The following is a 24,645-nucleotide window of genomic DNA, read 5'->3' as shown; positions in this document are numbered from 1 at the left end:
AAGCTCAATCGAGCTTCTTTTTTTTAAGCCATTCCCTTTTGTAACTGAATCGCATGAAATTGCAGATGATCATCAATAAAACTTTGAATAAAGTAATAACCATGATCGTAGCCTTTGTGCTGGCGTAAAGTTAAATGTTGCCCTGCTTCTAGGCAAGCTTGCTTAAACTTTTCAGGATTCAATTGAGCATAAAACTGATCGTCTAGACCTTGATCAATTAAAATTTCCGCAAAGACTCCACCCTTTTGCTGAACTAAAGCGGTTGCATCATGTGCTAACCATTGCTGTTGATCCGTACCTAAATAGTGACTAAATGCCTTTTCTCCCCACGGACAAATACTTGGCGCGCAAATCGGAGCAAAAGCTGAAACCGATTTAAATTGCTCTGGGTATTTAAACGCCAAAGTTAATGCACCATGTCCACCCATTGAATGTCCAAAAATTCCAATCTGACTTTCAATAATCGGAAATGCTTGTAAAACATGTGCATAAAGTTCATCAACCAAATAAGACTCCATTTGGTAATGTTCAACCCAAGGTTGTTGAATAGCATTGATATAAAAGCCTGCACCCTGACCAATGTCCCAATGATCGCCCTGTGCAACTCCCTCTCCACGCGGAGAGGTATCAGGACAAATTAAAATCAGACTCAGCCGAGCTGCCATACGTTGTGCATGTGCTTTAATCGCAAAGGTGTCTTCAGTGCAAGTTAAACCCGCAAGATAAAATAATGCTGAACAAGGCTTTCCTTCTAAAGCAGCAGGAGGTAAATACACTCCAACTTTGGTTAGACCTTTAAGATGCTGTGATTCCAGTTGATAAATACGCTGTTCACCCTCAAAACAACGATTTTTTTGCAGTAGCTGCATGTTGATTATCCTGTGTTTTTGTAATGTCTGTTGTTGTGATATTTTGTGTTGGGAATAAATACGGCTCAAGTTGTGGCAACATCAATTCCATGTTACGACCAATGACCCATTGCGGCTCAGATGGTTCAAATCCTTGAGCTGTTTCCCACTGTGTCACAGTTTGTTTAGACTGATCAAATGCTTTTTTCATCGAGGATTGTTCACGCATCGCCAAATCGAAGAAAGCACGACCAAAATAAGTGTAATCTGCTTCATTATTACAACCAAAAGAGGTTTTATCTGCGGCTGAAGCAGTAATAATTAAGGTTTCAGGCGACTGTAACGCTGGAATAAAACTTCCTGAATAACACGCTGAAATTACAATCACTCGCCAACGAATACCTGATTTATCGAGCGTTTCACGTAGCCATTTCGGGTCGACTTGCCCTAATTCTAATGGTGCATTTTCGAGTTCAAAATGATTACGCTCACCGTGGGATGTCATATAAAGAAATAATACATCGCTATCACGGTTCATCTGCTGACCAATCCGACGCAACGCTAACTCAATACTGGTTTTAGATGCAATTGGAACATCTAGACGTGTCGCAGGATTATTAATCAACATAATGGAACGTCCAAACGTTCCAAAACGGGTATCAAATTGCTCTCTAATGCGCTCAATTTCAGATTTGAAAACATCAGCGTAGCTATCGCCAGCTACGCCCATAAAATACCAATGGCTTTTCGCAATATCACCATATTGGATTTGATCTAAAGCTTTGTCCAACACATGACTTTGCGCATAAAAAGCATCTTCAGCAAAACTTGGTGGTGTTTCTTCAACTTTCCAAATCGGTTGATCTTTTACCGAAAGCTGCCAAACCACCATGGTTGCAATAGTCGCAATAAAAACTAAAGCACGCTCCCACCACGGCCAATTTAATGCCCGTGAAAATACCCAAATCACAGCCAGACTTTGCCAAACAAATAGTCCAACAAATAATGGTGGTAAGAAACCATTATAGATTGTATCGGGAATGAAATTTAGATAGCCATTTGAACCTAAATATTGGATCAAACACTGTAATAATAAGATATTGGTATCAAGCACTAACCATAATAATGCAGGTACAAGCATTAAACGGGCTTGGTTCATGCGTTGCGAAAGGAAAATCCCCACAATTAAGGCAATAAAAGGCCACAGTGCGTAACCAATCAAACCTTGAGGGTTGAACTCACCAATTTGCCCTGCCACCAACCAGCTATAAAGTGAGTTGGTACAACCACCTAAAATACCCCAAATAATGAGCTGGGTAATTGATGGATGAACAATCTGTAAGGAACGTCGAGACCCAAGGAACAACCACATTCCAGCAATTTGGTTACTTTTAAAATCATGCCAGATATTAATGGAAGGTTTGAGGTCGATCATAAAGTTCTTCGGGTATTTCTCTTTTCAAGCTTAGATTGAAAATATGTCTATCTTTTATCAAATGAAGATGACTTTTCCTAAAAGGAACAACGTCTTTCCTTCATTTAATCTCGACAAGAATTTTTTATCAATCATGCTTTTGCACTATATCACAAATCTTTACCGAGCATTCACCTAAGCTAAACAATCACTTGGATAAAAGTTAAGTTGAACTTTTGGGAAAATATGCATCAAAACGACAAGCATCACCTAACCATTGATGATCTGGAGTTTGATCAGCCAAATAAACTGCATGTCGAGGTCGTTTTACAATAACGCGTTTAGCGATTTTACTGGCAAGATGCAGTAATTCATCACCTAAATCCATTTCACCATCTTCAGGTAATAACATATGCAATAATTGCATTTGCTTTTTGACCTGTGCCTGTTTCTTTTGTGCTTGGTGGTTTTGATCTCGCTGTGGGAACATCGGATCTAAATAAATGACATCGATCTGTTCATCTCGCTGCCTTAATCCATGTAAATAATCAGTTGAATCAGCATAAATGAGTTGAATCCGTGGCATAACAGATTGCAGAAAAGGATCTCGTTCTGCTTGGGCTTTGGTATATTCTAATAATACAAATAGGATGGGATGACGTTCAATTAAACGCACATCAGCACCCAAATAAGCCATCAATAAACTATCATGACCTAAACCAGCTGTTGCATCAATTAAATTAGGTTTTTCACCTAATTGACATGCTCTTGCGATCATTTCGGATTTCAGACTGGCTCGTTTTAAACGAGGAATTTCAGCACGCCAATCCGGTTGCATTTTCATCCCATTCGCAGCCAGACTCAGCCCATCTTCATCTAAAACCAAAGCCATGTCTGGATTCAGACGAAGGAAACGTGCATTCACTTTTTCAACGATTTGACCTTTTAGTTCGACATCCAAACTCGCTAATCGGGTTTGAAGTTGTTGAAATTGCTCCGCGTACTCCGTCTGATACCAACAGATCATCTGCATTACCAATGCACCCAACCTGTCCACCATGTCGCCAAAATGAATAAACCAAACACTATACGGTAGTAAGCAAAAGCGGTGAAATCATGCTTAGAGACATAACGAATTAATGCACGAATCACAATTAAAGCTGAAACAAAGGCAACAATAATTCCAACTGCTAAAATAGCCATATCATTACTATGTAATTCATGACGCATTTTATACATATCCAGTAAGCCTGCCCCCATCAATACAGGAATACCGAGGAAGAATGAAAATTCAGCCGCTGCTTTACGTGAAATACCTAAGAATAATGAACCAATAATGGTTGAACCAGAACGTGATGTCCCAGGAATTAATGCAAGACATTGAATCAAACCAATCAATGTGGCTTGCTTGAATGTTAGATCTTCAACTTCTTGACTCACGATTTGATGCGGACGGCGTTCCGCCCATAAAATAACGAAACCACCGACAATTAATGCAATTGCAACCGTGACCGCATTAAATAAATAAGCCTTTACCACATCACCAAAGCTCAAGCCAATAATCACAATTGGAACAGAAGCGATGATTAAATTCAGGCTTAAACGACGACCTTGCTCTTGTCCTGTGAGTGCGCCAATTAATGCGCCCCACAGTTTGCCCCAATACTCATAAATTACTGCTGCAATCGCACCAATTTGCACAGCAACCGCAAACATATCTCGTTTTTCAAGCGTCCAAAAATCTAGCAACTGCCCTGCTAGAATCAAGTGCCCTGTACTTGAGATCGGTAGAAATTCGGTAATCCCTTCCACCAACCCCATAATTGCTGCTTTAAATAGCAATAAAAAATCCATAATTAACCTTAATTCGCTTTACTTTGTTCTGGAATTTTTTTCCATGCATCATCACGTAAATACACAGGGAGTGCATGCTCAGCATCAACCCATTTTTTTTGTACAGCATAAATTTGCGCAATTGTTGCAATGTCTTGTGCAGTTGCTCGAATTTCTGTTGCAGACGTTTTTAGAATGGAAGCCTCTTGCGAGTCTATTTGACTTGGCTTAATCAATTCTGAACCTGAGCCAATCGCCGTAAATTTACGATATGCGGTCGCTTGTTCATAATTTAATAATTTTTCTTCATCGACAGCATGCATAATGCCATTTTCATCTAGACTAAAATTAGCAATATAAACTTCTTGCATACGTGCATCTAAAACAGCTGTAACCTGCTGTAATCCTGTCAAACGATATGCAGCTTGCGCTAACGCTTGCAAGCTTGATACAGGAATAACAGGCAAATCTTGTGACCATGCCAAAGCTTGAGCAACCGCAGCATTAATACGTACACCACTAAATGAACCTGGCCCACGACTAAACGCAATTGCAGCCAAATCAGCCAATTGAGTTTGAGTTTGTAATAGTGCCTGTTCAGTTAATGGCAAAATGGTTTGCGTTTGTGCTTTTGGTCGCTCATCTAATTGAAAATAGAGTTCTTGAACATCATCAATTAATGAAACTGAACAGTGCTCATTTGCAGTTTCCAATGCAAGCAACTTCATGCAAAAACCTTAGCTTAAAAGAGATAAAAAACGTCGAGTATCATACCCCACTCAAGCGCCCTAAGCGAGTTATTGGCTTTTTATAGATACAAAAAAGCCAAGGATATACTTGGCTAAAGAAACACAATATATCAACTCGTAATTATTAGAAATTAAACTCTTCCAATACTAAAAAATTCTTATAGTGTTCAGCATAATGTAAAGCACTCAAGCGTAACCGTGCAGCGCCATGCTCATCTAATGTTTTGATCACTTTTCCTGGGGACCCCATGACTACAGAATTATCAGGGATAACTTTACCCTCTGGAATTAATGCGTTTGCACCGATAATACAATTTTTACCAATCACAGCATTATTTAAAACTACAGCATTGATACCAATTAAAGAATTATCCCCAATCGTACAGCCATGCAACATTGCTTGATGACCGACTGTCACATAGTCCCCAATATTCAGTTCAATACCTGCATCAGTATGTAAAACTGCATTCTCTTGAATATTCGAGAAATTACCAATCCGAATTTTACAGTTATCAGCTCTTACAACCGCACCAAACCAAATACTGACTTGGCGACCTAACTCAGCTTGACCAATCACCGTTGCATTCGGTGCAATCCAGCCATCCCAAGGTTCATGTAATGCTTTAGGGCTCAATCCTTGATATGTGTACATCATGACAAAATACTACTCTATTTTAAGAAGACGTGATTAGAATTTAGATAATCCAAAATGAGGAGGATTAACTAAAAAAGGCCATTTTTTTTGATGTCCTAGTCCATACTGAAATAATGATACTAACATTCGAGCGGTTAAGCCCCATACGATCTCATTTTCAACCTGCATACTCGGAAAATAAATTGATTGTCGAACTAAACGTACTTCATATGGTAAAGGCGGTGCATCAATTAACTGCTGTAATGGTGCAAAAAAAATACGATCAATTTCTGTAGGTTGAGCAATTAAGTCCACCTCCGCAGGGATTAATCCTACAATCGGTTTCACAGATAAACCGCTACGGGCTCGTTGTATTGGCAAATCACCTAACAGTTTGACATCGAACGGATTAAGCGCTGTTTCTTCCTGTGCCTCACGTAACGCCACCACAATATTGCTGGTATCACTCGGATCACGCTTTCCTCCTGGAAAAGACACCTCACCTGCATGTTGAGATAAATGGATTGAACGACGTGTGAGTAAGACCTTAGGTTGCTGTTCTTGTGTAATTGCAATTAAAACCGCTGCATCAGCTTGTTGGATTCGTTTGGAAAAACGCAACCGTTGTTGTAAAAGCTGTATTAACGATGGTTCTTCCATATGACTCATCTCTTTTTCTCGTTTTCCTTACAAATCATCATAACTGAAATTTCAATCACAATCATAGATCATGATGCGAAGTGATCAAAATTCAGTTATGCTGAGTTATCTCTGTAGCTGATGATAATTATGAGCTTTTGCGTTGCGTGTGGACATCAAACTGAAGCAAAAATCCCGCTAGGTGATCATAAAACACGGCTCGTCTGTACACACTGTGGCAACATCCACTATGAAAATCCGAAAGTTATTTGCGGTGCATTAGCCATTTGGGATAATAAAGTTTTATTGTGTCGGCGAGCTATTGAGCCACGTTATGGGCTATGGACACTTCCTGCAGGCTACATGGAGTTATTTGAAACCATGGAACAAGGTGCTGCTCGTGAAACACGAGAAGAAGCTGAAGCTGAAGCTGAAATCGAACAGTTATATTGTATGTACAATATTCCACGTATTGGACAAATTTATGTTCTATTTAAAGCACAATTGAAAGATGGTGTTTTTGGAGCTGGAGAAGAAAGTCTCGAATGCCGTTTATTTGAAGAACATAATATCCCTTGGGCGGAACTCGCATTTCCAAGTGTAGAACAAACTTTAAAACATTATTTTGCAGATCGTAAACTAGGATTATTTCCTTCTCATTTAGAAACATTAGGTACACGTTTAGATCGTACAGGTTAAATAAATAGTTTTAGTTTTCTTAATACTAAAAGCCTCATTCAAAAATGAGGCTTTTAGTTGATTAAAATTAGTATAATAGAATATTACTTAGTTCTAATAGCATTACATTCTGGGATATTTTGATTGGCAAGCTCGATAGTCACTGTACCAGAATTCCTTTTCGCAAGTGCACGTTCTTCATCTGTAGGTGGTACATATTGATTTTTATCCGTTTCACTATTTTCGTATATATTAATATAAGTAGCTTGAGCTTGTGCAAATGTATTTGACCACGTTACAGGATTATTCATAAAATTGGTGAGACTAACAATCTTTTGACCTGCTAATAAATTATATAAGTTAATTTTTGCGCCTGTTCCAGCACTTAAATTCAATCCAAACACTGTTCCATCAATTTTAGAAAATTTAGGATTTGATAAAATCATACGAACAGTAATAGACTTTTCATTTACTAAGTTCGAAGTCGCACCCGTGGTTCCTATACGATATTGTATTTGATCATTAGTATCCGTTATTGTTCCATCTGGATTTAATGTTTTCGGTTTACCACAAACTCCTGACATGTCCGTTTCAGTTGAATTATTTTTAATATCTGTACGGATATCACCATTTTCGTCGATCACTATTCCAATTTTCACAGGTGGAGTATTTGAATCTTGAAATTTAAAATTCAAAGTTGCATAAAATGGAAAGATATATGTTTGTCCGACTTTAACATTTTTCTCAGTCTTAAAAATATTTTTATCGAGATAATTCGCTGGAGCAGCTCTAATAATATCCATTCCACCACGATATGACTCACCCGATATAGTTTGTTGCCACAAAGTTAAATGATTTAGATTTACTGTTTCATTATCTTTAGTATTTAATAATTTTTTATAAAATGCTTCTGTTCCTGGCATTGTTGTATCATTAATGACTTTACCTTGATAAAGCATTAAATCATCGTTCATATTATTATTTAAACTAAAATGTAAAGGTTTAGTAGCATTAACCTCTCTAGAAATTGGATTTAACCATTCATTTTGTGCATTCACTTGTAGTTTTACTGGCTTTACCTTATTGATCAATACAAGTGGAGGTGAAACCATATTATTTATAATAGTTGCTGCACCTCGCCATTGCTGTCCCGAACCAATTACATAACCTTGGCGATCAGACAATAAATTAAAGCTTCCCATTGAATGTATTAAATTATTCTTAGGCAATACGCAATCATCATATACCCCTTTATTACATCCAAAGAAACCATCTACACCAGTTAATTGAATGTCACCACCTGGTTTAAATATAGGTAAAGCAGCCTCCCAAACACCAACATTAGTTAAATTAGTTAATTTTGTAATTACATCTAGTGCTTCATCATCAGGAACTGCTCCTACATCTAGCCATGGTTTTAGAACACTAATATATTCATTATTAGCCCATTCTGTCATACCAATATCTTTACTTATTTTAGTAAGTTGGTTTTTTCTCTCATTAGTTAATTCGACTCGCTGTATATCACCAATTACATTATTTTGCTCAACACTCAAACTTTGGAAAACTTTAGCAATACCTATAGCAACACGAACTGTTTCATCATTACTATTTACTAAAGATGTAGGGGTTTTACCTGTTAAGCCAATCGCTAAGTCAATTAATCGAATTCTAGGTAAGCTTTTAGTAATTAATTTAGAAATATTATCTAACTTAACTTTACCTAGATCAATTTTACGAGCACCTTCACCCTGAATATAGAAACTAACCTCATCACCTAATTTACAAGCTCCCTTAACAAGATCATCAGATTCAAGTTTAGTGGCAAAATGGTTTATCTTATCGCTACTACAATCAAAATTGATACCCGAAATAGGATAATCCATCACAAATTGTAAACAATTATCACTACCTACAAGACAACTTGTACTACTTGTTACCCCACTAACACCCTTGTTTGGATCTTCATTAATTTTAGCACTTTCACCTCCACAGCCTTGTAGAAAAGCTACTAATGCAGTTAAAGCAAAAGGTAATAAAATTTTCTTATTTGTCATGGGTTCATCCTATTAATGCTTACTGTAAAGCAGCAATCTTAATCTGTCCTTGATTTGAAAGTTCCTGCTCTGGAACATCCACGGCTGATGCTAATGGAGTCATCATCATATAATAACTTTTAGGCGGTATCTTAATTACACCTTGAAGGGCTGCATGTTGTAATAATGTTGCTGGAATCTTCTGATTCTTAAATCCACTCACGCCTTCTAATATACAACCAGACTTATCTAAAAAAATCACTAAAGGCCAATAATATGTCGGTTTATCAGTATTAGATGCATAAGAATCCAATTGCATATATTGAATATTTTGATCAAGCTTGACCAATTCATATTCAAATTTTTCTTTTATAGGTTTCCGAGGCCATAAGCCAATTTCTTTTTCGGGAACTAAACTCTTGATTGTTTTATTTTTGCTATAGCTTTCTAAGAAACAACGATCATTCTCAAATGCCAGAGATAAATCTTGTGCAGATAAACGAACATAATTATTAGATAAAGTAATTGAATTTAGACTCTGGTTTGATTTGTTTAATATTTTATCCAAAATTGATCGACTTACGCCTTTTTTACGCTCTATCGTCTCTAAACGTCCTGTACCATCAGGCATAGTATAAAAGCGCTTTTTACCCTCTAAATTAAATTCCTGATCTTCTAAATATTCATTATTCACATATTCAATACCATCTACTTGTATGAATGCAGATGAAGCAGATGAAGCAGATGAAGCAGATGAAGCAGATGATTCTGCCTCAATATTAGTTAGACTTTTACTAGCAACATTTAATTTTGGTGTTATCTTTTTATTGGTATTTGCATCAATTATTTCTTTTGAAGTATTTATAAAATTTTGAGATTTTGGTTGATGGACTACTTCTGCGTCAGAAGCTAATTTTGATTCTAAAGATGATTGCATTTTAACTGTATTCTTAACAGCATCTTGCTTAGATATTGATATTGCAGGTAAATTTAAATTAACATTATTTCCAACAGGTAGATTTTTTTCTGATGCCGCTGAAGAATCAACATCACTAGAACGTATAACCTTATCTGTTTTATTCTCATTTTCTGTTGGTTTTTTAGGAATAATCATTGGTCTTCCATCAGGGCCAATAATTGTATAAAAACCATCTGCATATACAACCGAAGTACTTGCAATAACAGTAATAATTACAGCTATTGCAAGCTTAGATTGTTTTAATATCATAGTCGTTAACATTACCATTTTGTTCTATAGCTGATACCAAGCAAAGTGATCTTAGTATTGGTTTTAATATCTAAGCCTGCGTATGGGTTTAATAAAATATTATCAACCCCTGTTTTATTTGCAAGACTACTCGTATTTGCAGGAATATCATCACGACTGCGTATGAAGCCAATTGAAAGATCTAAATCTGTATCTTGATCAAATCGATAACCGGCACCTAAACCAAATAATTGAGCATTATTAATAGGTACCATCGTATTTCGTTTATCGTCAGGAATCGAACTTGTGCGAGGCTCATACCCCATGCGTAACTTCAATCGATCCGTTGCCGAATATTCAATACCTAGTCCCCAACGCCAAGAAGACTGGAACTTTAATGGTAAGGATAATGAACGGTCAGTTACATCATTTGATAGCAGTTTCGCAACTTTTAGCAATGAAATCTGACGGTCAAATTCAAACTTGAACTTATCCCATGCTGAGAAGTCAGTCCAGCCCAAGTCAAAATTCACTTGTAAATCTGGAAATACTTTGTACTTAATCCCTGCTTTGAAATGCTGAGGATATTTAAAATCCATTGCCACTAAACCAGACTCTACCGCTGGCGCATAGCTTGGAAAACCAAGAATTGCTGCAAGAATCTGCCCTGTTGCTGATGAGTTTAAACCTGCAATCAACTGTTGTGGTGCTTCAGCAACATTAATCAGGTATTTGCCATGCAGACGCATTTTGGCTTCACTCTGGTACACCATCCCAAAGCTAAAATCATCAGTTGGTTCCCAAAGCAAACCCAGATTATAACTTGGACTTAATGACTGTTCGAGTGAAACATCCATAGCCCCAACCTTACTAAAAGGGTTCATGCCCTCTTTTGCATTACACATACCAAAAAAAAGAAAGTTAGTGATAATATCTCCATTATTCTTAAATGGAGTACATATCACTTCATCTACCATTCGCAATACACCAATCATTTCATTTGGAAAGCGTAGATCCGTTTTAAGTGCGATCGCTTGGTAAGACATACCAAATGATGCACCAACTGATAAATGATCATTCACTTGATAGCCAAAAGAGGGCGATAAATAGGTAATACGCTCTAATGCAACTTGTTGGCCCATATAATTACTTGGATTACCATCTTCTGCTCCAAAACCAGCTACCAATGGTGCATATACTGCAGTTGCATATGTTACTTTTGAACCAGGTGGTTTATATGCGATACCAGCAGTTGGTGCAGCTAAAGGTGAGTTTGGACCAAGATCAACAATTTTTTTAAGTATAGGAACATAGATACTGGCATATTCAACATCACCAGAGACTGTACCTTTGAAGTCAGTACAAATGCTTGAGTCATTTTCTGGCCCATCATTACATACTAACGGATCATCGGAATAACCAAATACATTATAACCAGCAGGAGCTGAATAATCCCGTTTAATCGCAAAATTAGCTAAAATCCCTTGTACATCAGTTTGTAAACCATCAATTTTCGCCAGTGCTGCTGGATTAAAATGTACTGCACTAATGCCTGGTGGATCAGCAGTAACTGCATTTCCTAATGATAATGAACGTAAATCTACAGATAAGTCCTGTCCTAATTGTGCGTTAGCAATATTAGATAAGCTAGCTAAAAAAATTGCTGCCGTTAAAGGACATAATTTTAGGTATTTCACCATTACATCTCCTTAACGAACTTTTTTGCCGAAACCTATAATATCGAGTGGGAATGACAAGCCCAAGGACACATCTGGCGCATCTTCCGTTAACCCAATAGCAACCGTGCCATTTACAATTGTCTCTGGTGATACCCTTACGCCCAATGCAAATGACAACATGGCACTACTTTGATCGGCCGATTGATAACTTTCATCATTCTTGAAGTAAAATTTTGCACCAGTGTTAAAACTTTGCTGATAGGACATTGTGAGTGATACGTCGTAGTTAAACGAATATGCAAATCCGAATGAAAAACCACCACTTAAACCTGGATCAAAACTTTCTAACACTCTGTTTCCGCGTAATTGGTTAAGTCCAGATTCTTTCAGACCATAGTTCGCCGATACTGAGCTGAACAAAACAACAGGGTCAATATATTTACGTGTACTAGCCCCCACACCAACAGAATAATAGCCTTTACCTGTTGATAGCTCATCAATGCCTATTTCGTATGGACTATCGCCAGTTTTAGTAGATAAGTTACCAAAAAGTACTAAAGGTAGACGGCTTTGCTTTAATGGGAATGGTTCCCAACGTGCACCAAAAGAAATATCACCTAAACCAGCAGCAGTTTTGTCTTGTAATAAATCTTTTTTAGCCATTAATGGTAAAGAAGCGGATAAAGTTACATTATCAAGAACACCATATTGCACAGTAAAAGTATTTGTTAAAGTATGGTTAGCATCTTCTTCGACACGCAAACGTGCTAATGAACTTGAACTATCATTCGTTGCTAAGTCAATTCGACTATCTCGATAATACGTATAGTCAATATCATAATAAGATGAAAAAACACCTTTTTTTATCAATGAATATTGACGTTCGTTAGATGTAAATACTTCTTGTAAATTTGTTTCTTTAGTCGCATCACCTTCTTGCTTTTGTAATGCATTTGCTGCTTGTGTTGCTTGACTATCACCAGCTTTTACATTGGACTCATCTTTCACTGCATTTGTAGCTTGATCTACTTGCGCTGTTTGTTCGGTCTGAACTTCCGTTGATTTCTGTTCTTCAGCATAAAGTGTTGTTGTTACTGCACTCATACTTAATGCCAACACACTGATGTTCATCCATGGACTTTTCATTTTGCGTTACATCCTATTAATACATTAATTTTAATGATTTCTAAATTACTTCCGCTTGTAATATAAGCGCATAAAAGTCGTAATTGGTTGATTGTAAGTAGCAGAGGTCGGATCTGCATCTAATACTTTACGCATCGTTGATGCCTTATCAGCCATACGTTCAAACTTTTGTGTCGGAAACTGAATTTCCGCAAGCGCGTATTTATTAACAGTTGCATCTTCTACATGGCGCATATCTGAGTCTTGCAACGCTAATAAATTTTTACGATACTCTTCCGGAATATCTACAATGAAAAGTGTATTATTATCCCAAATCTGTTTAAAGCGAATTTCATCAAAACTAATATTGCCTAATGATGGATCAGCCACATAAACTCGACCGTTTTTATATGCTTTATATACAACAAAATGTTTAAAACCAGCATAAGTAATAGGAACAATTGCAGGCTGTTTTAAACTGGTTAAATCTGAAAACTCCCCTCGATAACCACCACTATTCAACCCAAGTGCAGTAACAAATCGCTTCATGTCTAACAGAGAAAAACTACGGCGCTCAATAATACGTTGATACTCACCATACTGAAGCAAACCTGTCATCGTTTGTTGTTCAGTCAAACGTAAACCACCATAGCCATTTAACAGCGTAGTTAATGCGGCTGATCCACAACTGTAGTCATACGCCTGACGAACAATACCCCGAAATTGATCTTCTATAGCAGGTTTAATTGTGACCGCCTCACGATGATTACGTGTAAAAGAAGGATTACGAGAATCTAAGGTCTCTGTATAATATACAGTCCCCTCTGGTTTTTTTTCTATTTCGAAGGCTTGCGTTGTAAAGTAATACATCAATGCTGAGCCTAAAGCGATCTCTAACATAAGTCTCTTTTTCTAACAGTGGCACAACTTGCCTTATTCATTTTATTTTAGTGTCCGTAAACACCTCATCCCTGCATGTTGAAGATACCTTTTTTTATAAAAAAAAGCAGCTTTTTTTTAGTTTTTTTTGACGAAATGTATGTTTTAATAAAAACTAGTTGTCATTAAGTAATTTATTGTACTTCAACAAAACTATTTTAAGTTTTTTAGCACATAAAAAATACTTATTTCAAATAAAAAAAGCGCAACTGGTGCGCTTTTTTTTGTTATAAGATTAGTGACCAGAAATAGTGATCATAGAACCTTTAACATTTGCAGTACCATCGAAATAGTAAGTTTGTAAACCTTGAACTTCTACATCACCAATTGAAGCTGCTGCTTGACTGCCTAAATGAACACCTTTGATATACATATCAGTTTTAGGTGTAGTAGCACCAGAACCAGTGATAATACGTAAGTAACCGTTGTTAGAACCTTCTTTACCAACTACGCTTACTGCAGCATTCACTGTTAAGTTTGCATTGCTAGCATCTGAAACTTTGATGCTATCAAGGTAAATTTGACCAGCAGCACGGTTAGAAGCTGTACCATCACCGGTACCTTGTTTAGTTGAACTATCAATAATACCTAGGTTTTTAATTTCCAAACCACCTTGCATGGTTGTATTCAATACAATCATTGCACCTTGTGGAGCAGCACCTAACTGGATGTTTGCACTTGTAACGCCTGTTTTGATTGTTAAACCAGATAAAATTGCGTTGTAGTTAGCTGCATCGTTACCACGACGAACTGTAGTGCTTGCTGCATTAGAGCCAGACACACCAATTTCACCGATATAAATATCTAAACCAGATACAGCAGCTGCGACATTAAGGAACGCACCATTTGTGCCAGTACCTTTGTCTGTATCAATTGTAAGATCAGCAAGGTTATGTGATGTTAAAGCACGAGTGTTATCTACAGCAGTACCTGTAGCATCCATTGGAGCAGTAATTACAATACCATTTGCAAAGTTAGGGTTCGTTGCAGCAGTACCTTGACCATTACCTTTAATAACAATCGCACCAGAAGATGTTGTTGATGCAGTACCAGTAGCGCCAGTGATACCAGTTGATGTTTGTAAACCATCATTATCGTGAATTAAAACTTTTTCGATTTCAATTTTAGAAATACCGATACCAATATTGATACCGTCTTGACCTGTAGCAGCGCTTAGTGCAGCATCATCCATTGACTGCATAGCCATTGCATTCGCGCTAATCGCCATTGAAGAAACTAAAGCTAGTTTAGTAAACATTTTCATTGAGCACTCTCCCAAGAGCATTTATTTTTTGACTTTCACTACTCTAAACTGTCCACGGTCGTTTTTTTCTTAATGACAACTTGAACTTCCAATCCTTGAGTAGTTCGTTTAGCAAGTACTAAATTACAGGTTTGTTATTTTATGTTCAACTACTGTTAATCGTTTTTTATAAATAACCCGACAAACGGCATAATACTTTTTTCGTGCACCACTTTAATTTATATGCTCTAACATATGGAAAGCACTATAGTTTTTTAATTAGCATTTTTAGAAAATCACAGTCAAATATCCTATTTAAACCTTTTATCATCCGCCCAAATCACTGCAAAATGTAAACAATTGCGCTTTCTTAAACCAATTCATGAAAATTGCAACTTGTTTTACAATTTCAGTAGACAGAATCACAATACATTTCAGAAATATTTTTCAACTTTTATCTACAGGATAAATATCAGTAGAGTTTAGATGATTGTAGTACAATTATATTTTCCAAATGTATATGAATGTATTTTTGTTATATGTCTCATTTTCAGCAAAAACTTGACACGCAACTCACCTCTGCATTTGACCTTCTTATACAATTGAATGAACTCACTGGTTTAGTTTATTTATATGACAATCACACTCCGACAATTGGTTTTTTGCCTCAAGAATTTTTAGTATTAGAACAGTCAGAACTCAAAAAATTTTGTAAAACTCAATTTAATAAATATAAGAATGTACAAGCAACCTTACCTATTAGCGATTTTTTAAATTTTCAATCCCACTCACAAAGTTCAAAGAAAACTACTTTTGGTGGTGGATATATTGGCTTTTTTAGCTATGACTATAGTGCAAATCAATTTATAAACATGGTTTCACGAAATCAACCCAGTTTTTTCTTAGGTCTATATTCGACTTTTTTAAAGTTTCAGGATGATGCTTGGTATTTTTATAGTGATGAAAATGAAGCTGAAAGTATTTATCAAAATGTCATAAATCTAATTAATCAATCAACCAATATTCAAAAAACACCTTTCTCATTATTAGAAAAATGCTATCCGCGCTGGTCTAAGCAACAATACCTACATGCATTTAATCAAGTGCAGGAATATATCAAAGCTGGTGACTGCTATCAGATTAATTTAACTCAAGAGTTTATTGCAAAAACAGAAGGCTCATTATTAGATCGAGCACAGGATTTATGGGCGCTCACCCATGCACCTTATGCTGCCTATCTCAAGATACATGATTTTGAGCTACTCAGCTGTTCTCCAGAATTGTTTGTCGAATTTCAAACAAATCGAAAAATTAAAACACGACCAATTAAAGGTACAATGCCTCGTTTTGATGATGCCCAGCAAGACCAACAATCAAAAGATCAGCTCAGCCGCTCTGAAAAAGATCAGGCTGAAAATGTGATGATTGTTGATTTACTTCGGAATGATTTAAGTGTTTATGCAGAAACAGGATCTGTAGAAACGACAAAACTTTTCGAAATTGAAAGCTTCAACCAAGTTCATCATATGGTCAGTGAAATCACTGCAACCTTAAAAAAAGAAGTAAACCCCATGCAGATGTTATTGTCCGCCCTTCCGGGTGGTTCAATTACAGGGGCACCCAAAATTCGCGCTATGCAAATTATTAATGAATTAGAAGGTGCTCCACGTGGCGCATATTGTGGAAGTTTGGGTTATTTTAATTTTGATGGAACAGGTTGCTGGAATATCTTAATCCGTAGTATTCAAAAATATCAGGATCAATTATCGATGTGGGCAGGTGGCGGCATTACGGTTGCTTCTGATGCCGAAGCCGAGTACCAAGAATGCTTTGATAAAATTTCTGCCATGCTTGATTTGCTCAATACATGGCAAAAATCTGAGAACTAAATTTTATAGAATTATAAAATTTGATTTTTAAGTGTATCGACTAGACGTTGATTTTGTTCATCTGTACCAACCGTGATACGCAAGAATTGATTAATGCGTGGTTTATTGAAATAACGCACAATAATACCATGCTCACGTAATTGTTGAGCCAGTTGAGCAGCGTCGTATTGAGGATGCATGACAAAGATAAAATTGGCTTTCGATGGCAATACATCAAAACCTAAAGCCACGAGATCACCAACTAATTTTTCTCGACTCTCAATCACTTTGGCACATTGTGCTTCAAAATAAGCTTGATCTTCAAATGAGGCTACCGCTGCGGCAATCGCAAAACGATCGATTGGGTATGAATTAAAGCTATTCTTTACAGCTTCAAGTGCTGCAATCAAATGCGCTTGTGCAATCGCAAAGCCGACACGTAATCCCGCCAATGAACGAGACTTAGATGTCGTTTGGCAAACGACTAAATTTTCGTAACGATTGACCAATTGTACCGCTGACTCTGCACCAAAATCGACATAGGCTTCATCAATCACCACGACTCGATCAGGATTGGCTTTTAACACCTGTTCAATTTGATCTAAGCCTAATGCAATGCTGGTTGGCGCATTTGGATTAGTAATGATAATACCGCCATTTTCCTGTTCATAATCCGACACATCAATTTCGAATTTTTCATTCAATGGAATCTGTTTGGTCTGAGTTCCAAAAAACTGGCTATAAACAGGATAAAAACTATAGGTAATATCTGGGTAGAGAATTGGCTCTTTCTGAATAAAAAAAGCCTTAAAAATATGCGCTAAAACTTCATCCGAACCATTACCGACAAAGACTTGAGCAACATCAACATGCTGCTGTTTAGCAATTGCCTGCTTTAAAGCGGTCGCATCTGGATCTGGATACAAGCGCAAAGCATCGGCTTGGTGAGTTAAAACTGCTTGAACAGCTTCCACAACTTTAGGTGATGGTGGATATGGGTTTTCATTGGTATTAAGTTTTAGTAAGTTCTGAATCTTAGGCTGCTCACCTGGTACATATGGCTCAAGTTCACGAACTTCTGGACTCCAAAAACGCATTTGTTCAGTTGTAAACGTCATTGTTCTACTCTCATATATCTCAAAAAAGGGGCTTCTATCAGCCCCTATCTATTCTTCGAATCGGTTATTGATAACGATAGCGTGCCGAGCGTGCATGGGCATCAAGATTTTCTTCAACTGCCAACACATCTGCTGTTTTAGCCAAAGTTTTAACGCCCTCTTGCGAGCACATAATTAAACTTGAACGCTTTTGGAAATCATAAACGCCGAGCGGTGAAGAAAAACGCGCTGTACCCGAAGTCGGTAAAACATGATTTGGACCTGCACAATAATCACCGATCGCTTCAGGCGTATAACGCCCCATAAAGATCGCACCTGCATGACGAATCTCTTGGCTCATTAATTCAGCATCATCAAGACATAATTCTAAATGCTCTGGAGCAACCTGATTAATCAGTTTTATCGCTTCCGCACGATCCTTTACCAGTACCAACGCACCACGATTTTGAATCGAAGTTCGAGCAATTTCTGCTTTTGGTAATTCACTTAAATGCTTTTCAATGGCTGTTTCGACAGCATTTAAAAGTGCTTCATCTGGCGTAATAAAAATGGCTTGTGCAACCGTATCATGCTCAGCTTGAGACAATACATCCATAGCCAACCATTCAGCATTATTTTCCCCTTCGGCATACACCAAAATTTCCGAAGGCCCCGCGATCATATCAATACCCACCTGACCAAAGACTGCACGTTTGGCTGCTGCTACAAAACGGTTCCCCGGTCCTGTAATTTTATCGACCGCTGGAATAGTTTGCGTTCCATAAGCTAACGCTGCAACGGCTTGAGCACCGCCAATAGTAAATACACGGCTTACCCCTGCTAAATATGCAGCTGCTAAAACCAATGGATTCAATTCACCATTCGGCGCTGGAACCACCATGATAATTTCAGGAACCCCTGCTACATGTGCTGGTAAAGCATTCATAAGTACAGATGATGGATAAGATGCTAATCCACCAGGAACATAAATCCCGACGCGATCAAGTGGCGTGACTTTCTGACCTAAGGTATTACCCAGATCATCAACATAAGTCCAACCTTCCTGCTTTTGTGCCTGATGGAAAGAACGAATACGTTTTGCAGCCAATTCTAAGGCTTCACGAATTTCTGTGCTTAAGCCTTCAAATGCAGTTTTAAGTTGAGCTTGGGTCAGTTCCAAATCCGAGAATTGATGCGCTGGATGTCGATCGAACTGTTGTGTTAATTTAAGTACATGATCATCACCATACTGACGAACATCAGCAATGATTTGGTCTACAGTTTGTACTAATTGAGGATCATTCACAGTTTCAAATGCTAAAAGTTCAGCAAATGCCTGTTTAAAATTTTGATCCTGAGTCGATAAACGTCGCATCAATTTACCCACAAGGCGAATAAGAGAAGGCTAAGTTTACTCTTTTTCAACACGCTTGTGGGCAAGATAACATCAGCATTTCCACCTGCTTTAATAGAAAAAATCATTTTTAGGTTTAAATATTTTAAATTTTATGTATTTAAGTCTGGATTATTCCAATCTCCATCATGCTGTATTAGCCAATTCAAAGCACCATGACGTTCCACAACAACTGAAGCATTTAAATTTTCAGGCGCATCTTGTTGTTTTAAACGAGCATCATCTGAAAGTAAGACATTCTTTCCCTTAATTAGAAAATTAAGCGATAAAAAACCGTTCAAAAGAACGGTTTTTTGAATCATCATGCAAAATCATACTGAACGTGATTTCACAGCTTCTTCAAGTTGCGTCAAAATTGGATTCAACACGGCTTGTTTACGTTTAAAGCTCGCTTTATTGACAATTAAACGAGAAGAAACTTTGCAAATTTCTTCTAATGGCTCTAAACCATTGGCACGTAAAGTATTACCTGTATCGACCACATCGACGATGTAATCACCCAACCCAACCAAAGGTGCAAGCTCCATCGATCCATACAGTTTGATCACATCAACTTGTTCACCTAAACTTGCATAGTATTGACGAGTAAGATTCACGTATTTAGTTGCAATTTTTAAACGGCCTTTCGGACGTTCCATGCCAACTTTACCAGCAGTCATCAATTTACAATTTGCAATTTTTAGATCAAGTAACTCATAAACATGTTGGGCGCCATGTTCCATCAGCACATCTTTACCCGCCACACCAAAATCTGCTGCACCGTTCTCAACATACGTCGGTACATCAGAAGCACGAAGAATCAAAATACGTACTTTTTTATGTGTGGTTGGGAAAATTAATTTACGTGATTTATCAGGATCTTCTAATAAATTAATACCCGCATTCTCAAGTAAAGGTAATGTCTCTTTTAGGATACGTCCTTTACTGAGTGCTAAGGTTAAACCATGATCAAAATTACCCATTACATCAAAATTTGGATCATCGTTTCTTAAGTCATTCATCCTTTTACTCGCTTAATCTGAGCACCTAAACTTTGTAACTTTTCTTCAACTTGTTCATAGCCACGATCGATATGATAGATACGATCAACTAAAGTCTCACCTTCTGCGGCTAATGCAGCGAGAACAAGAGAAAATGATGCACGTAAATCAGTCGCCATTACAGGAGCAGCTTGCAATTTATCTACGCCAGTTACGACTGCATCATGCCCTTCCACTTGAATATTTGCGCCCATACGTGACAATTCAGGAACATGCATAAAACGATTTTCAAAAATTGTTTCTGAAATCGTTGCAAAACCACGACCAATCACATTGACCGCCATAAGCTGCGCTTGCATATCAGTTGGAAATTCGGGATGAGGTAAAGTTCTAAAGCTCACAGCTTTAGGACGTTTACCTTGCATATCTAGTTCAATCCAATTATCACCACGGGTCACTTCTGCACCCATTTCTTCAAACTTATCCAATACTGCTTCTAACAATGCTGGGTCCGTATGCGTGGTTTTAACTCGACCACCTGTAATTGCAGCAGCAGCTAAATATGAACCAGTTTCAATTCGATCAGCAACAACCGCATATTCACAGCCATGTAAACTTTCAACGCCAGTTACAACTAATGTATCTGTGTCCAGACCTTCAATCTTGGCACCCATTTTAATGAGCATTTGTGCAAGGTCAGTAATTTCAGGTTCACGAGCAGCATTACGAATTGTCGTCACACCATCAGCCAATACAGCAGCCATCAAGATATTTTCAGTACCACCAACAGTGACCATATCAAAAATAACTTCGCCACCTTTTAAGCGACCATCAACAGAAGCATGAACATAACCATTTTCAACTTCAATCTGCGCACCTAAAGCTTCCAATGCTTTTAAATGCTGATCAACAGGACGTGAACCAATCGCACAACCACCAGGTAATGAAACTTTAGCATTTCCATAGCGAGCCAATAGTGGTCCGAGTACCAAAATTGATGCACGCATAGTTTTCACAAGTTCATAAGGTGCAAACTGATTATCTAATGTTGACGCATCCGCACGAACCGTATCCCCTTCATAACTCATTGTAACGCCTAAGCCAGCAATCAGCTTCACTAAGGTATTCACATCTTTTAAATGAGGTACATTCGTTAAAGTAATCGGAGAATCTGCAAGAATCATTGCAGCAAGTAAAGGCAGAGCCGCATTTTTAGCACCAGAAATACGTACTTCGCCCTCGAGCTTAACACCGCCCGTAATTAAAAATTTATCCATTAATATTTAAGCTCCGAAAAGGCTTGCTTTACGCCATTCGTCTTTTGTCATTGCACGAATCGTAACTGCGTGCACTTCACCACTTGCGATATAAGAGTTTAATGGTGCATATACGGCTTGTTGACGAGTAATCGTACGTTTGCCATCAAACTGATCATCAACAATTCGAAGGTCGAATTTCCCAGCTTGGCCACTCACTGCTACTTCTGCTTCAGGGAAAGCTTCTTTTAAAATTTGCGTGAACTGCTCACTATTCATTACTAGACCTCTTATACAACCATGGCGTCAAACCATACATTTTACTATAACTTTTTCAGATAATTCAGTAAGCCTTTTCTTTTTTTATCGATAAAAAAAGAGGCTAGTTACAATAGCCTCTTTTGATAAAAAACTTAAGTTAAAATTGCCAGCTCATGTTGATAAGAACACTGTATTTTTCTATGTTTTGCAAGCTGTCTTTTTAGTTTTTCTGTTAATTTATTAATCGAAGTATACATATCATCTGCTGTCGCCTGCGCAAACAGTTCAATCCCCGGTAAGCGAATAATCGCCTCAGCAATATGATTTGAGCTCCCTTTATGAGAACGTCTATCAATTTGATGATCTTTAGCCAATTTGATTTGCATACTATTCACTTGATCTAGATGCTTAGTCATTTGACTAAATTTCATTTTTATATTTTCTTCAATAGCAGGCGTAATAGTTAAATGGTGTCCACGAATCGTTATTTGCATAATTCTATCCCTCACCTTTTCTAAGGATACAAAGAATCGCCTAAGCAAATTTAATGCATATTAAGATTCAACATTCATTAAATCATTTTAGCGATTCCTTTAGTGATTATTAAAAAGATTCATTATTCCGTAATAATGAATCCCTAGAATAGTCACACCTTGAAATTTAGATCAAGACTTTTCTTTCTGAAGATGATGGAATATGTAACGATTCACGATATTTTGCGACTGTACGTCGAGCTACTTCAATCCCCTCATCTTTCAACATTTCCGCAATTGCATTATCAGACAAAGGCTTACGCGGATTTTCATTCGAAACTAATTTTTTAATCATTGCCCGAATCGCAGTTGAAGATGCTTCACCACCTGTCGTTGTTCCAACATGGCTTGAAAAAAAGTATTTCAATTCAAATAAACCACGTGGTGTAAGCATATATTTATTGGTTGTTACACGTGAGACAGTAGACTCATGCAATTCAACTTCCTCTGCAACATCACGGAGAACTAAAGGCTTCATCGCCTCAGGTCCTTGTTCAAGAAAAGCTCGCTGATGTTCCACAATACAAGTTGAAACTTTGAGTAATGTTTTATGCCGTTCATCTATACTTTTAATAAAATTTTTCGCCTCAAGCATTTGATTACGTAAATAAACATTATCATCACTCTGATCAGCACGACGAATCATATTTGAATAAAAAGAATTAATCCTTAATTTAGGCATAACATCTGGATTAAGCTGCACTTGCCAATGCTGATCTTTCTTGGAAACCACAACATCAGGAACTTGATATTCAGATTCTTGTTGGTTAAATTCTAAACCTGGATACGGTTTTAATGTTTTTAATAAATCAACAGCACCTTTCAACTGCTCTTTAGACAAACCTGTTTGTTTTAATAGTTTATTTAAATCATTTGCTATTAATAATTCATAATACTTCAGTAAACACTTTGCTTCAGCTAAGTATGATTTTTTTTGATCTATGCCTTCTAATTGGATCTTTAAACATTCTGCTAAATTTCGAGAACCCACTCCAATTGGATCTAAACGTTGAATATGTTTTAAAACAACAATAATTTCATCTTCTTCAACTTCATCAGCACTCTCCATTTCCTGTAATAAACGAGTAACTGCAAGCAAAATATCATCTAATTCAGCATCTAAAAACCCTTTATCATCTAAAGAATCAACGATGCAATAGGCAATTAATTTATCTACTGTAGAAAAATGCAATAAATTCACTTGCTCTAAGATATGTTCTTTTAGACTCAATTGAACTTGACGATTATCCTCTCGTTCCTCATATTCTGGCGACGCCAATGCAGTTGATTGATGTGTATAAATATCATCCCATTCGGTATCAACAGGCAAGTCATTTGGTAAATGATCTGCATTAAGTTCAGTTGTTAAATCTCCTGACTCACTGATCTCTGAAGTAGATAAACTTTCTGTTGTATTATTTTCTTCAATTTTTTCCAGTAACGGATTACTATCTAATTGAATTTGTATTTCTTGCTCCAACTCCAAACTAGAAAGTTGTAGTAAGCGAATTGCCTGCTGTAATTGAGGGGTTAACGATAAACTATTCGCAACTTTCAACCCTACAGATAATTTCATACTAAGACTTCCCTTTTTAAATAAGCAAAAAACATGCCCATAAAAATATTTATAACATAAAGCAATGTTTACGCCTATAAGCAAAGCTCTTTTCTACTGATTAATCTGCTCAAAAATAACAAAGGTGCAAATATTTATTGTAAATGGGGATTGTATCCCTCTCATTTAACAAACATTCAAATAGCGTAGTATTATTTTATGTTTTGCTGCTTAAGACACTCAAGCATTTCTTCAAGCACGTTCTGTCCCATCGTTCTTCGCACAAGCTTAATTAAATCCTCTGCTAGAAAACTAGACCAAGTCGTACTCCTTGAAGCAGATGAATGCGCATAACGACTAGAAGTAGTCCAGACCTTTTTATCTGATGCAATAAAAGCTACATATAGCCCACCGTCAGGATCATCCAATATCCATTCACGAACAAAACTGGGTTCTTGATTTTGTTTCCCTGTATTTTTTTAATGCTATTCAATATTAAGAAACACAAATAGATAGAAGCAATAGCATAAAAAACACCCCTAACCGTTAGGTTAGGGGTGTTTAGATTTAAAAGCTGGCGATGACTTACTCTCACATGGCAAAGGCCACACTACCATCAGCGCTAAGAGGTTTCACTTCTGAGTTCGGGAAGGGATC

22 protein-coding genes and 1 pseudogene are annotated in these 24,645 nt (G+C 37.2%); 2 read left to right on the top strand and 21 right to left on the bottom strand.

The features are described from left to right. Positions 1-23 precede the first annotated feature (23 nt). The 7 genes from fghA to HYG88_RS07730 all read right to left on the bottom strand — a co-directional run bounded on the left by fghA (position 24) and on the right by HYG88_RS07730 (position 6,147). On the bottom strand, positions 24-869 hold the full coding sequence (fghA, locus tag HYG88_RS07760; protein ID WP_178882846.1) for an S-formylglutathione hydrolase: 846 nt from the start codon (positions 867-869) through the stop codon (positions 24-26). Beyond that, on the bottom strand, positions 838-2,283 hold the full coding sequence (locus HYG88_RS07755; protein ID WP_178882845.1) for a C13 family peptidase: 1,446 nt from the start codon (positions 2,281-2,283) through the stop codon (positions 838-840). The genes fghA and HYG88_RS07755 overlap by 32 nt, the downstream gene beginning before the upstream one ends. 202 nt (positions 2,284-2,485) lie before the next feature. Then, positions 2,486-3,295, bottom strand: coding sequence for a class I SAM-dependent methyltransferase (locus tag HYG88_RS07750; RefSeq protein ID WP_178882844.1), 810 nt, complete (start codon positions 3,293-3,295; stop codon positions 2,486-2,488). Next, positions 3,295-4,116 (bottom strand): undecaprenyl-diphosphate phosphatase, encoded by an 822-nt coding sequence (locus HYG88_RS07745; RefSeq protein WP_087545772.1) that lies wholly within the window; start codon positions 4,114-4,116, stop codon positions 3,295-3,297. The genes HYG88_RS07750 and HYG88_RS07745 overlap by 1 nt, the downstream gene beginning before the upstream one ends. A gap of 8 nt (positions 4,117-4,124) precedes the next feature. Then, on the bottom strand, positions 4,125-4,823 hold the full coding sequence (gene tsaB, locus HYG88_RS07740; protein WP_087545773.1) for a tRNA (adenosine(37)-N6)-threonylcarbamoyltransferase complex dimerization subunit type 1 TsaB: 699 nt from the start codon (positions 4,821-4,823) through the stop codon (positions 4,125-4,127). Positions 4,824-4,968: 145 nt separating this feature from the next. Next, positions 4,969-5,496, bottom strand: a complete 528-nt coding sequence (locus HYG88_RS07735) for a gamma carbonic anhydrase family protein (RefSeq protein WP_161794016.1) — start codon at positions 5,494-5,496, stop codon at positions 4,969-4,971. Between the two features lie 36 nt (positions 5,497-5,532). Next, positions 5,533-6,147, bottom strand: coding sequence for a CoA pyrophosphatase (locus HYG88_RS07730; RefSeq protein WP_004663818.1), 615 nt, complete (start codon positions 6,145-6,147; stop codon positions 5,533-5,535). Between the two features lie 120 nt (positions 6,148-6,267). On the opposite strand from HYG88_RS07730, the gene HYG88_RS07725 reads away from it, so the two are divergent. Then, positions 6,268-6,816, top strand: coding sequence for an NUDIX hydrolase (locus HYG88_RS07725; protein ID WP_034601671.1), 549 nt, complete (start codon positions 6,268-6,270; stop codon positions 6,814-6,816). 83 nt (positions 6,817-6,899) lie between these two features. On the opposite strand, the gene HYG88_RS07720 is transcribed toward HYG88_RS07725, so the two are convergent. From HYG88_RS07720 to HYG88_RS07695, 6 genes are all read right to left on the bottom strand, one after another. Further along, positions 6,900-8,852, bottom strand: a complete 1,953-nt coding sequence (locus HYG88_RS07720) for a hypothetical protein (protein ID WP_004663822.1) — start codon at positions 8,850-8,852, stop codon at positions 6,900-6,902. A gap of 19 nt (positions 8,853-8,871) precedes the next feature. Beyond that, positions 8,872-10,059, bottom strand: coding sequence for a putative pilus assembly protein FilE (gene filE, locus HYG88_RS07715; RefSeq protein WP_256731517.1), 1,188 nt, complete (start codon positions 10,057-10,059; stop codon positions 8,872-8,874). An 11-nt stretch (positions 10,060-10,070) separates the two neighbouring features. Further along, positions 10,071-11,735 carry an outer membrane protein transport protein gene (locus tag HYG88_RS07710; RefSeq protein WP_178882876.1) on the bottom strand — a complete coding sequence of 555 codons (1,665 nt, stop codon included), beginning with the start codon at positions 11,733-11,735 and terminating at the stop codon, positions 10,071-10,073. 12 nt (positions 11,736-11,747) lie between these two features. Further along, positions 11,748-12,863: a hypothetical protein gene (locus HYG88_RS07705; protein WP_178882842.1), complete on the bottom strand. Its 1,116-nt coding sequence runs from the start codon at positions 12,861-12,863 to the stop codon at positions 11,748-11,750. Positions 12,864-12,908: 45 nt separating this feature from the next. Then, complete coding sequence (locus HYG88_RS07700; protein WP_087536797.1) at positions 12,909-13,742, bottom strand: C39 family peptidase; 834 nt, start codon at positions 13,740-13,742, stop codon at positions 12,909-12,911. Between the two features lie 274 nt (positions 13,743-14,016). Further along, positions 14,017-15,045 (bottom strand): DUF6160 family protein, encoded by a 1,029-nt coding sequence (locus HYG88_RS07695; RefSeq protein WP_178882841.1) that lies wholly within the window; start codon positions 15,043-15,045, stop codon positions 14,017-14,019. A 518-nt stretch (positions 15,046-15,563) separates the two neighbouring features. On the opposite strand from HYG88_RS07695, the gene HYG88_RS07690 reads away from it, so the two are divergent. Further along, the gene (locus HYG88_RS07690; RefSeq protein WP_178882840.1) at positions 15,564-16,913 is read left to right on the top strand and encodes an anthranilate synthase component I family protein; all 1,350 of its coding nucleotides are present in this window, start codon (positions 15,564-15,566) and stop codon (positions 16,911-16,913) included. An 11-nt stretch (positions 16,914-16,924) separates the two neighbouring features. On the opposite strand, the gene hisC is transcribed toward HYG88_RS07690, so the two are convergent. The 8 genes and pseudogenes from hisC to HYG88_RS07650 form a co-directional block, all read right to left on the bottom strand. Then, positions 16,925-18,010: a histidinol-phosphate transaminase gene (gene hisC / locus HYG88_RS07685; RefSeq protein WP_178882839.1), complete on the bottom strand. Its 1,086-nt coding sequence runs from the start codon at positions 18,008-18,010 to the stop codon at positions 16,925-16,927. Between the two features lie 64 nt (positions 18,011-18,074). Continuing rightward, positions 18,075-19,364 (bottom strand): histidinol dehydrogenase, encoded by a 1,290-nt coding sequence (gene hisD, locus HYG88_RS07680; protein ID WP_005158794.1) that lies wholly within the window; start codon positions 19,362-19,364, stop codon positions 18,075-18,077. 131 nt (positions 19,365-19,495) lie between these two features. Beyond that, positions 19,496-19,624, bottom strand: a pseudogene (locus HYG88_RS07675) (DUF4272 domain-containing protein); the annotation flags it as partial. A 90-nt stretch (positions 19,625-19,714) separates the two neighbouring features. Next, positions 19,715-20,404 (bottom strand): ATP phosphoribosyltransferase, encoded by a 690-nt coding sequence (gene hisG / locus HYG88_RS07670; RefSeq protein WP_004663840.1) that lies wholly within the window; start codon positions 20,402-20,404, stop codon positions 19,715-19,717. Next, on the bottom strand, positions 20,401-21,660 hold the full coding sequence (murA, locus tag HYG88_RS07665; protein WP_178882838.1) for a UDP-N-acetylglucosamine 1-carboxyvinyltransferase: 1,260 nt from the start codon (positions 21,658-21,660) through the stop codon (positions 20,401-20,403). Before murA ends, hisG begins: the two co-directional genes overlap by 4 nt. Positions 21,661-21,666: 6 nt before the next feature. Then, complete coding sequence (ibaG, locus tag HYG88_RS07660; protein WP_178882837.1) at positions 21,667-21,918, bottom strand: BolA family iron metabolism protein IbaG; 252 nt, start codon at positions 21,916-21,918, stop codon at positions 21,667-21,669. A 134-nt stretch (positions 21,919-22,052) separates the two neighbouring features. Continuing rightward, positions 22,053-22,394 (bottom strand): ribosome hibernation-promoting factor, HPF/YfiA family, encoded by a 342-nt coding sequence (gene hpf / locus HYG88_RS07655; protein ID WP_005158799.1) that lies wholly within the window; start codon positions 22,392-22,394, stop codon positions 22,053-22,055. 166 nt (positions 22,395-22,560) lie between these two features. Beyond that, complete coding sequence (locus HYG88_RS07650; RefSeq protein WP_005158801.1) at positions 22,561-24,009, bottom strand: RNA polymerase factor sigma-54; 1,449 nt, start codon at positions 24,007-24,009, stop codon at positions 22,561-22,563. Positions 24,010-24,645 lie beyond the last annotated feature (636 nt).

This window comes from Acinetobacter sp. SwsAc4 (genome assembly GCF_013391535.1).
GTDB lineage: Bacteria > Pseudomonadota > Gammaproteobacteria > Pseudomonadales > Moraxellaceae > Acinetobacter.
This window is presented reverse-complemented; position numbering and strand designations above follow the sequence as displayed.

What these genes read in the sequence shown, in the direction of transcription:
- filE (WP_256731517.1), bottom strand. Translation starts at nt 10,059, where the DNA reads ATGATATTAAAACAATCTAAGCTTGCAATAGCTGTAATTATTACTGTT.
- hpf (WP_005158799.1), bottom strand. Translation starts at nt 22,394, where the DNA reads ATGCAAATAACGATTCGTGGACACCATTTAACTATTACGCCTGCTATT.
- HYG88_RS07730 (WP_004663818.1), bottom strand. Translation starts at nt 6,147, where the DNA reads ATGAGTCATATGGAAGAACCATCGTTAATACAGCTTTTACAACAACGG.
- HYG88_RS07650 (WP_005158801.1), bottom strand. Translation starts at nt 24,009, where the DNA reads ATGAAATTATCTGTAGGGTTGAAAGTTGCGAATAGTTTATCGTTAACC.
- HYG88_RS07720 (WP_004663822.1), bottom strand. Translation starts at nt 8,852, where the DNA reads ATGACAAATAAGAAAATTTTATTACCTTTTGCTTTAACTGCATTAGTA.
- hisC (WP_178882839.1), bottom strand. Translation starts at nt 18,010, where the DNA reads ATGACGTTTACAACTGAACAAATGCGTTTTTGGAGTCCAGAAGTTCGT.
- hisD (WP_005158794.1), bottom strand. Translation starts at nt 19,364, where the DNA reads ATGCGACGTTTATCGACTCAGGATCAAAATTTTAAACAGGCATTTGCT.
- murA (WP_178882838.1), bottom strand. Translation starts at nt 21,660, where the DNA reads ATGGATAAATTTTTAATTACGGGCGGTGTTAAGCTCGAGGGCGAAGTA.
- hisG (WP_004663840.1), bottom strand. Translation starts at nt 20,404, where the DNA reads ATGAATGACTTAAGAAACGATGATCCAAATTTTGATGTAATGGGTAAT.
- fghA (WP_178882846.1), bottom strand. Translation starts at nt 869, where the DNA reads ATGCAGCTACTGCAAAAAAATCGTTGTTTTGAGGGTGAACAGCGTATT.
- HYG88_RS07735 (WP_161794016.1), bottom strand. Translation starts at nt 5,496, where the DNA reads ATGTACACATATCAAGGATTGAGCCCTAAAGCATTACATGAACCTTGG.
- HYG88_RS07690 (WP_178882840.1), top strand. Translation starts at nt 15,564, where the DNA reads ATGTCTCATTTTCAGCAAAAACTTGACACGCAACTCACCTCTGCATTT.
- HYG88_RS07705 (WP_178882842.1), bottom strand. Translation starts at nt 12,863, where the DNA reads ATGAAAAGTCCATGGATGAACATCAGTGTGTTGGCATTAAGTATGAGT.
- HYG88_RS07700 (WP_087536797.1), bottom strand. Translation starts at nt 13,742, where the DNA reads ATGTTAGAGATCGCTTTAGGCTCAGCATTGATGTATTACTTTACAACG.
- HYG88_RS07725 (WP_034601671.1), top strand. Translation starts at nt 6,268, where the DNA reads ATGAGCTTTTGCGTTGCGTGTGGACATCAAACTGAAGCAAAAATCCCG.
- HYG88_RS07695 (WP_178882841.1), bottom strand. Translation starts at nt 15,045, where the DNA reads ATGAAAATGTTTACTAAACTAGCTTTAGTTTCTTCAATGGCGATTAGC.
- tsaB (WP_087545773.1), bottom strand. Translation starts at nt 4,823, where the DNA reads ATGAAGTTGCTTGCATTGGAAACTGCAAATGAGCACTGTTCAGTTTCA.
- HYG88_RS07750 (WP_178882844.1), bottom strand. Translation starts at nt 3,295, where the DNA reads ATGCAGATGATCTGTTGGTATCAGACGGAGTACGCGGAGCAATTTCAA.
- HYG88_RS07745 (WP_087545772.1), bottom strand. Translation starts at nt 4,116, where the DNA reads ATGGATTTTTTATTGCTATTTAAAGCAGCAATTATGGGGTTGGTGGAA.
- ibaG (WP_178882837.1), bottom strand. Translation starts at nt 21,918, where the DNA reads ATGAATAGTGAGCAGTTCACGCAAATTTTAAAAGAAGCTTTCCCTGAA.
- HYG88_RS07755 (WP_178882845.1), bottom strand. Translation starts at nt 2,283, where the DNA reads ATGATCGACCTCAAACCTTCCATTAATATCTGGCATGATTTTAAAAGT.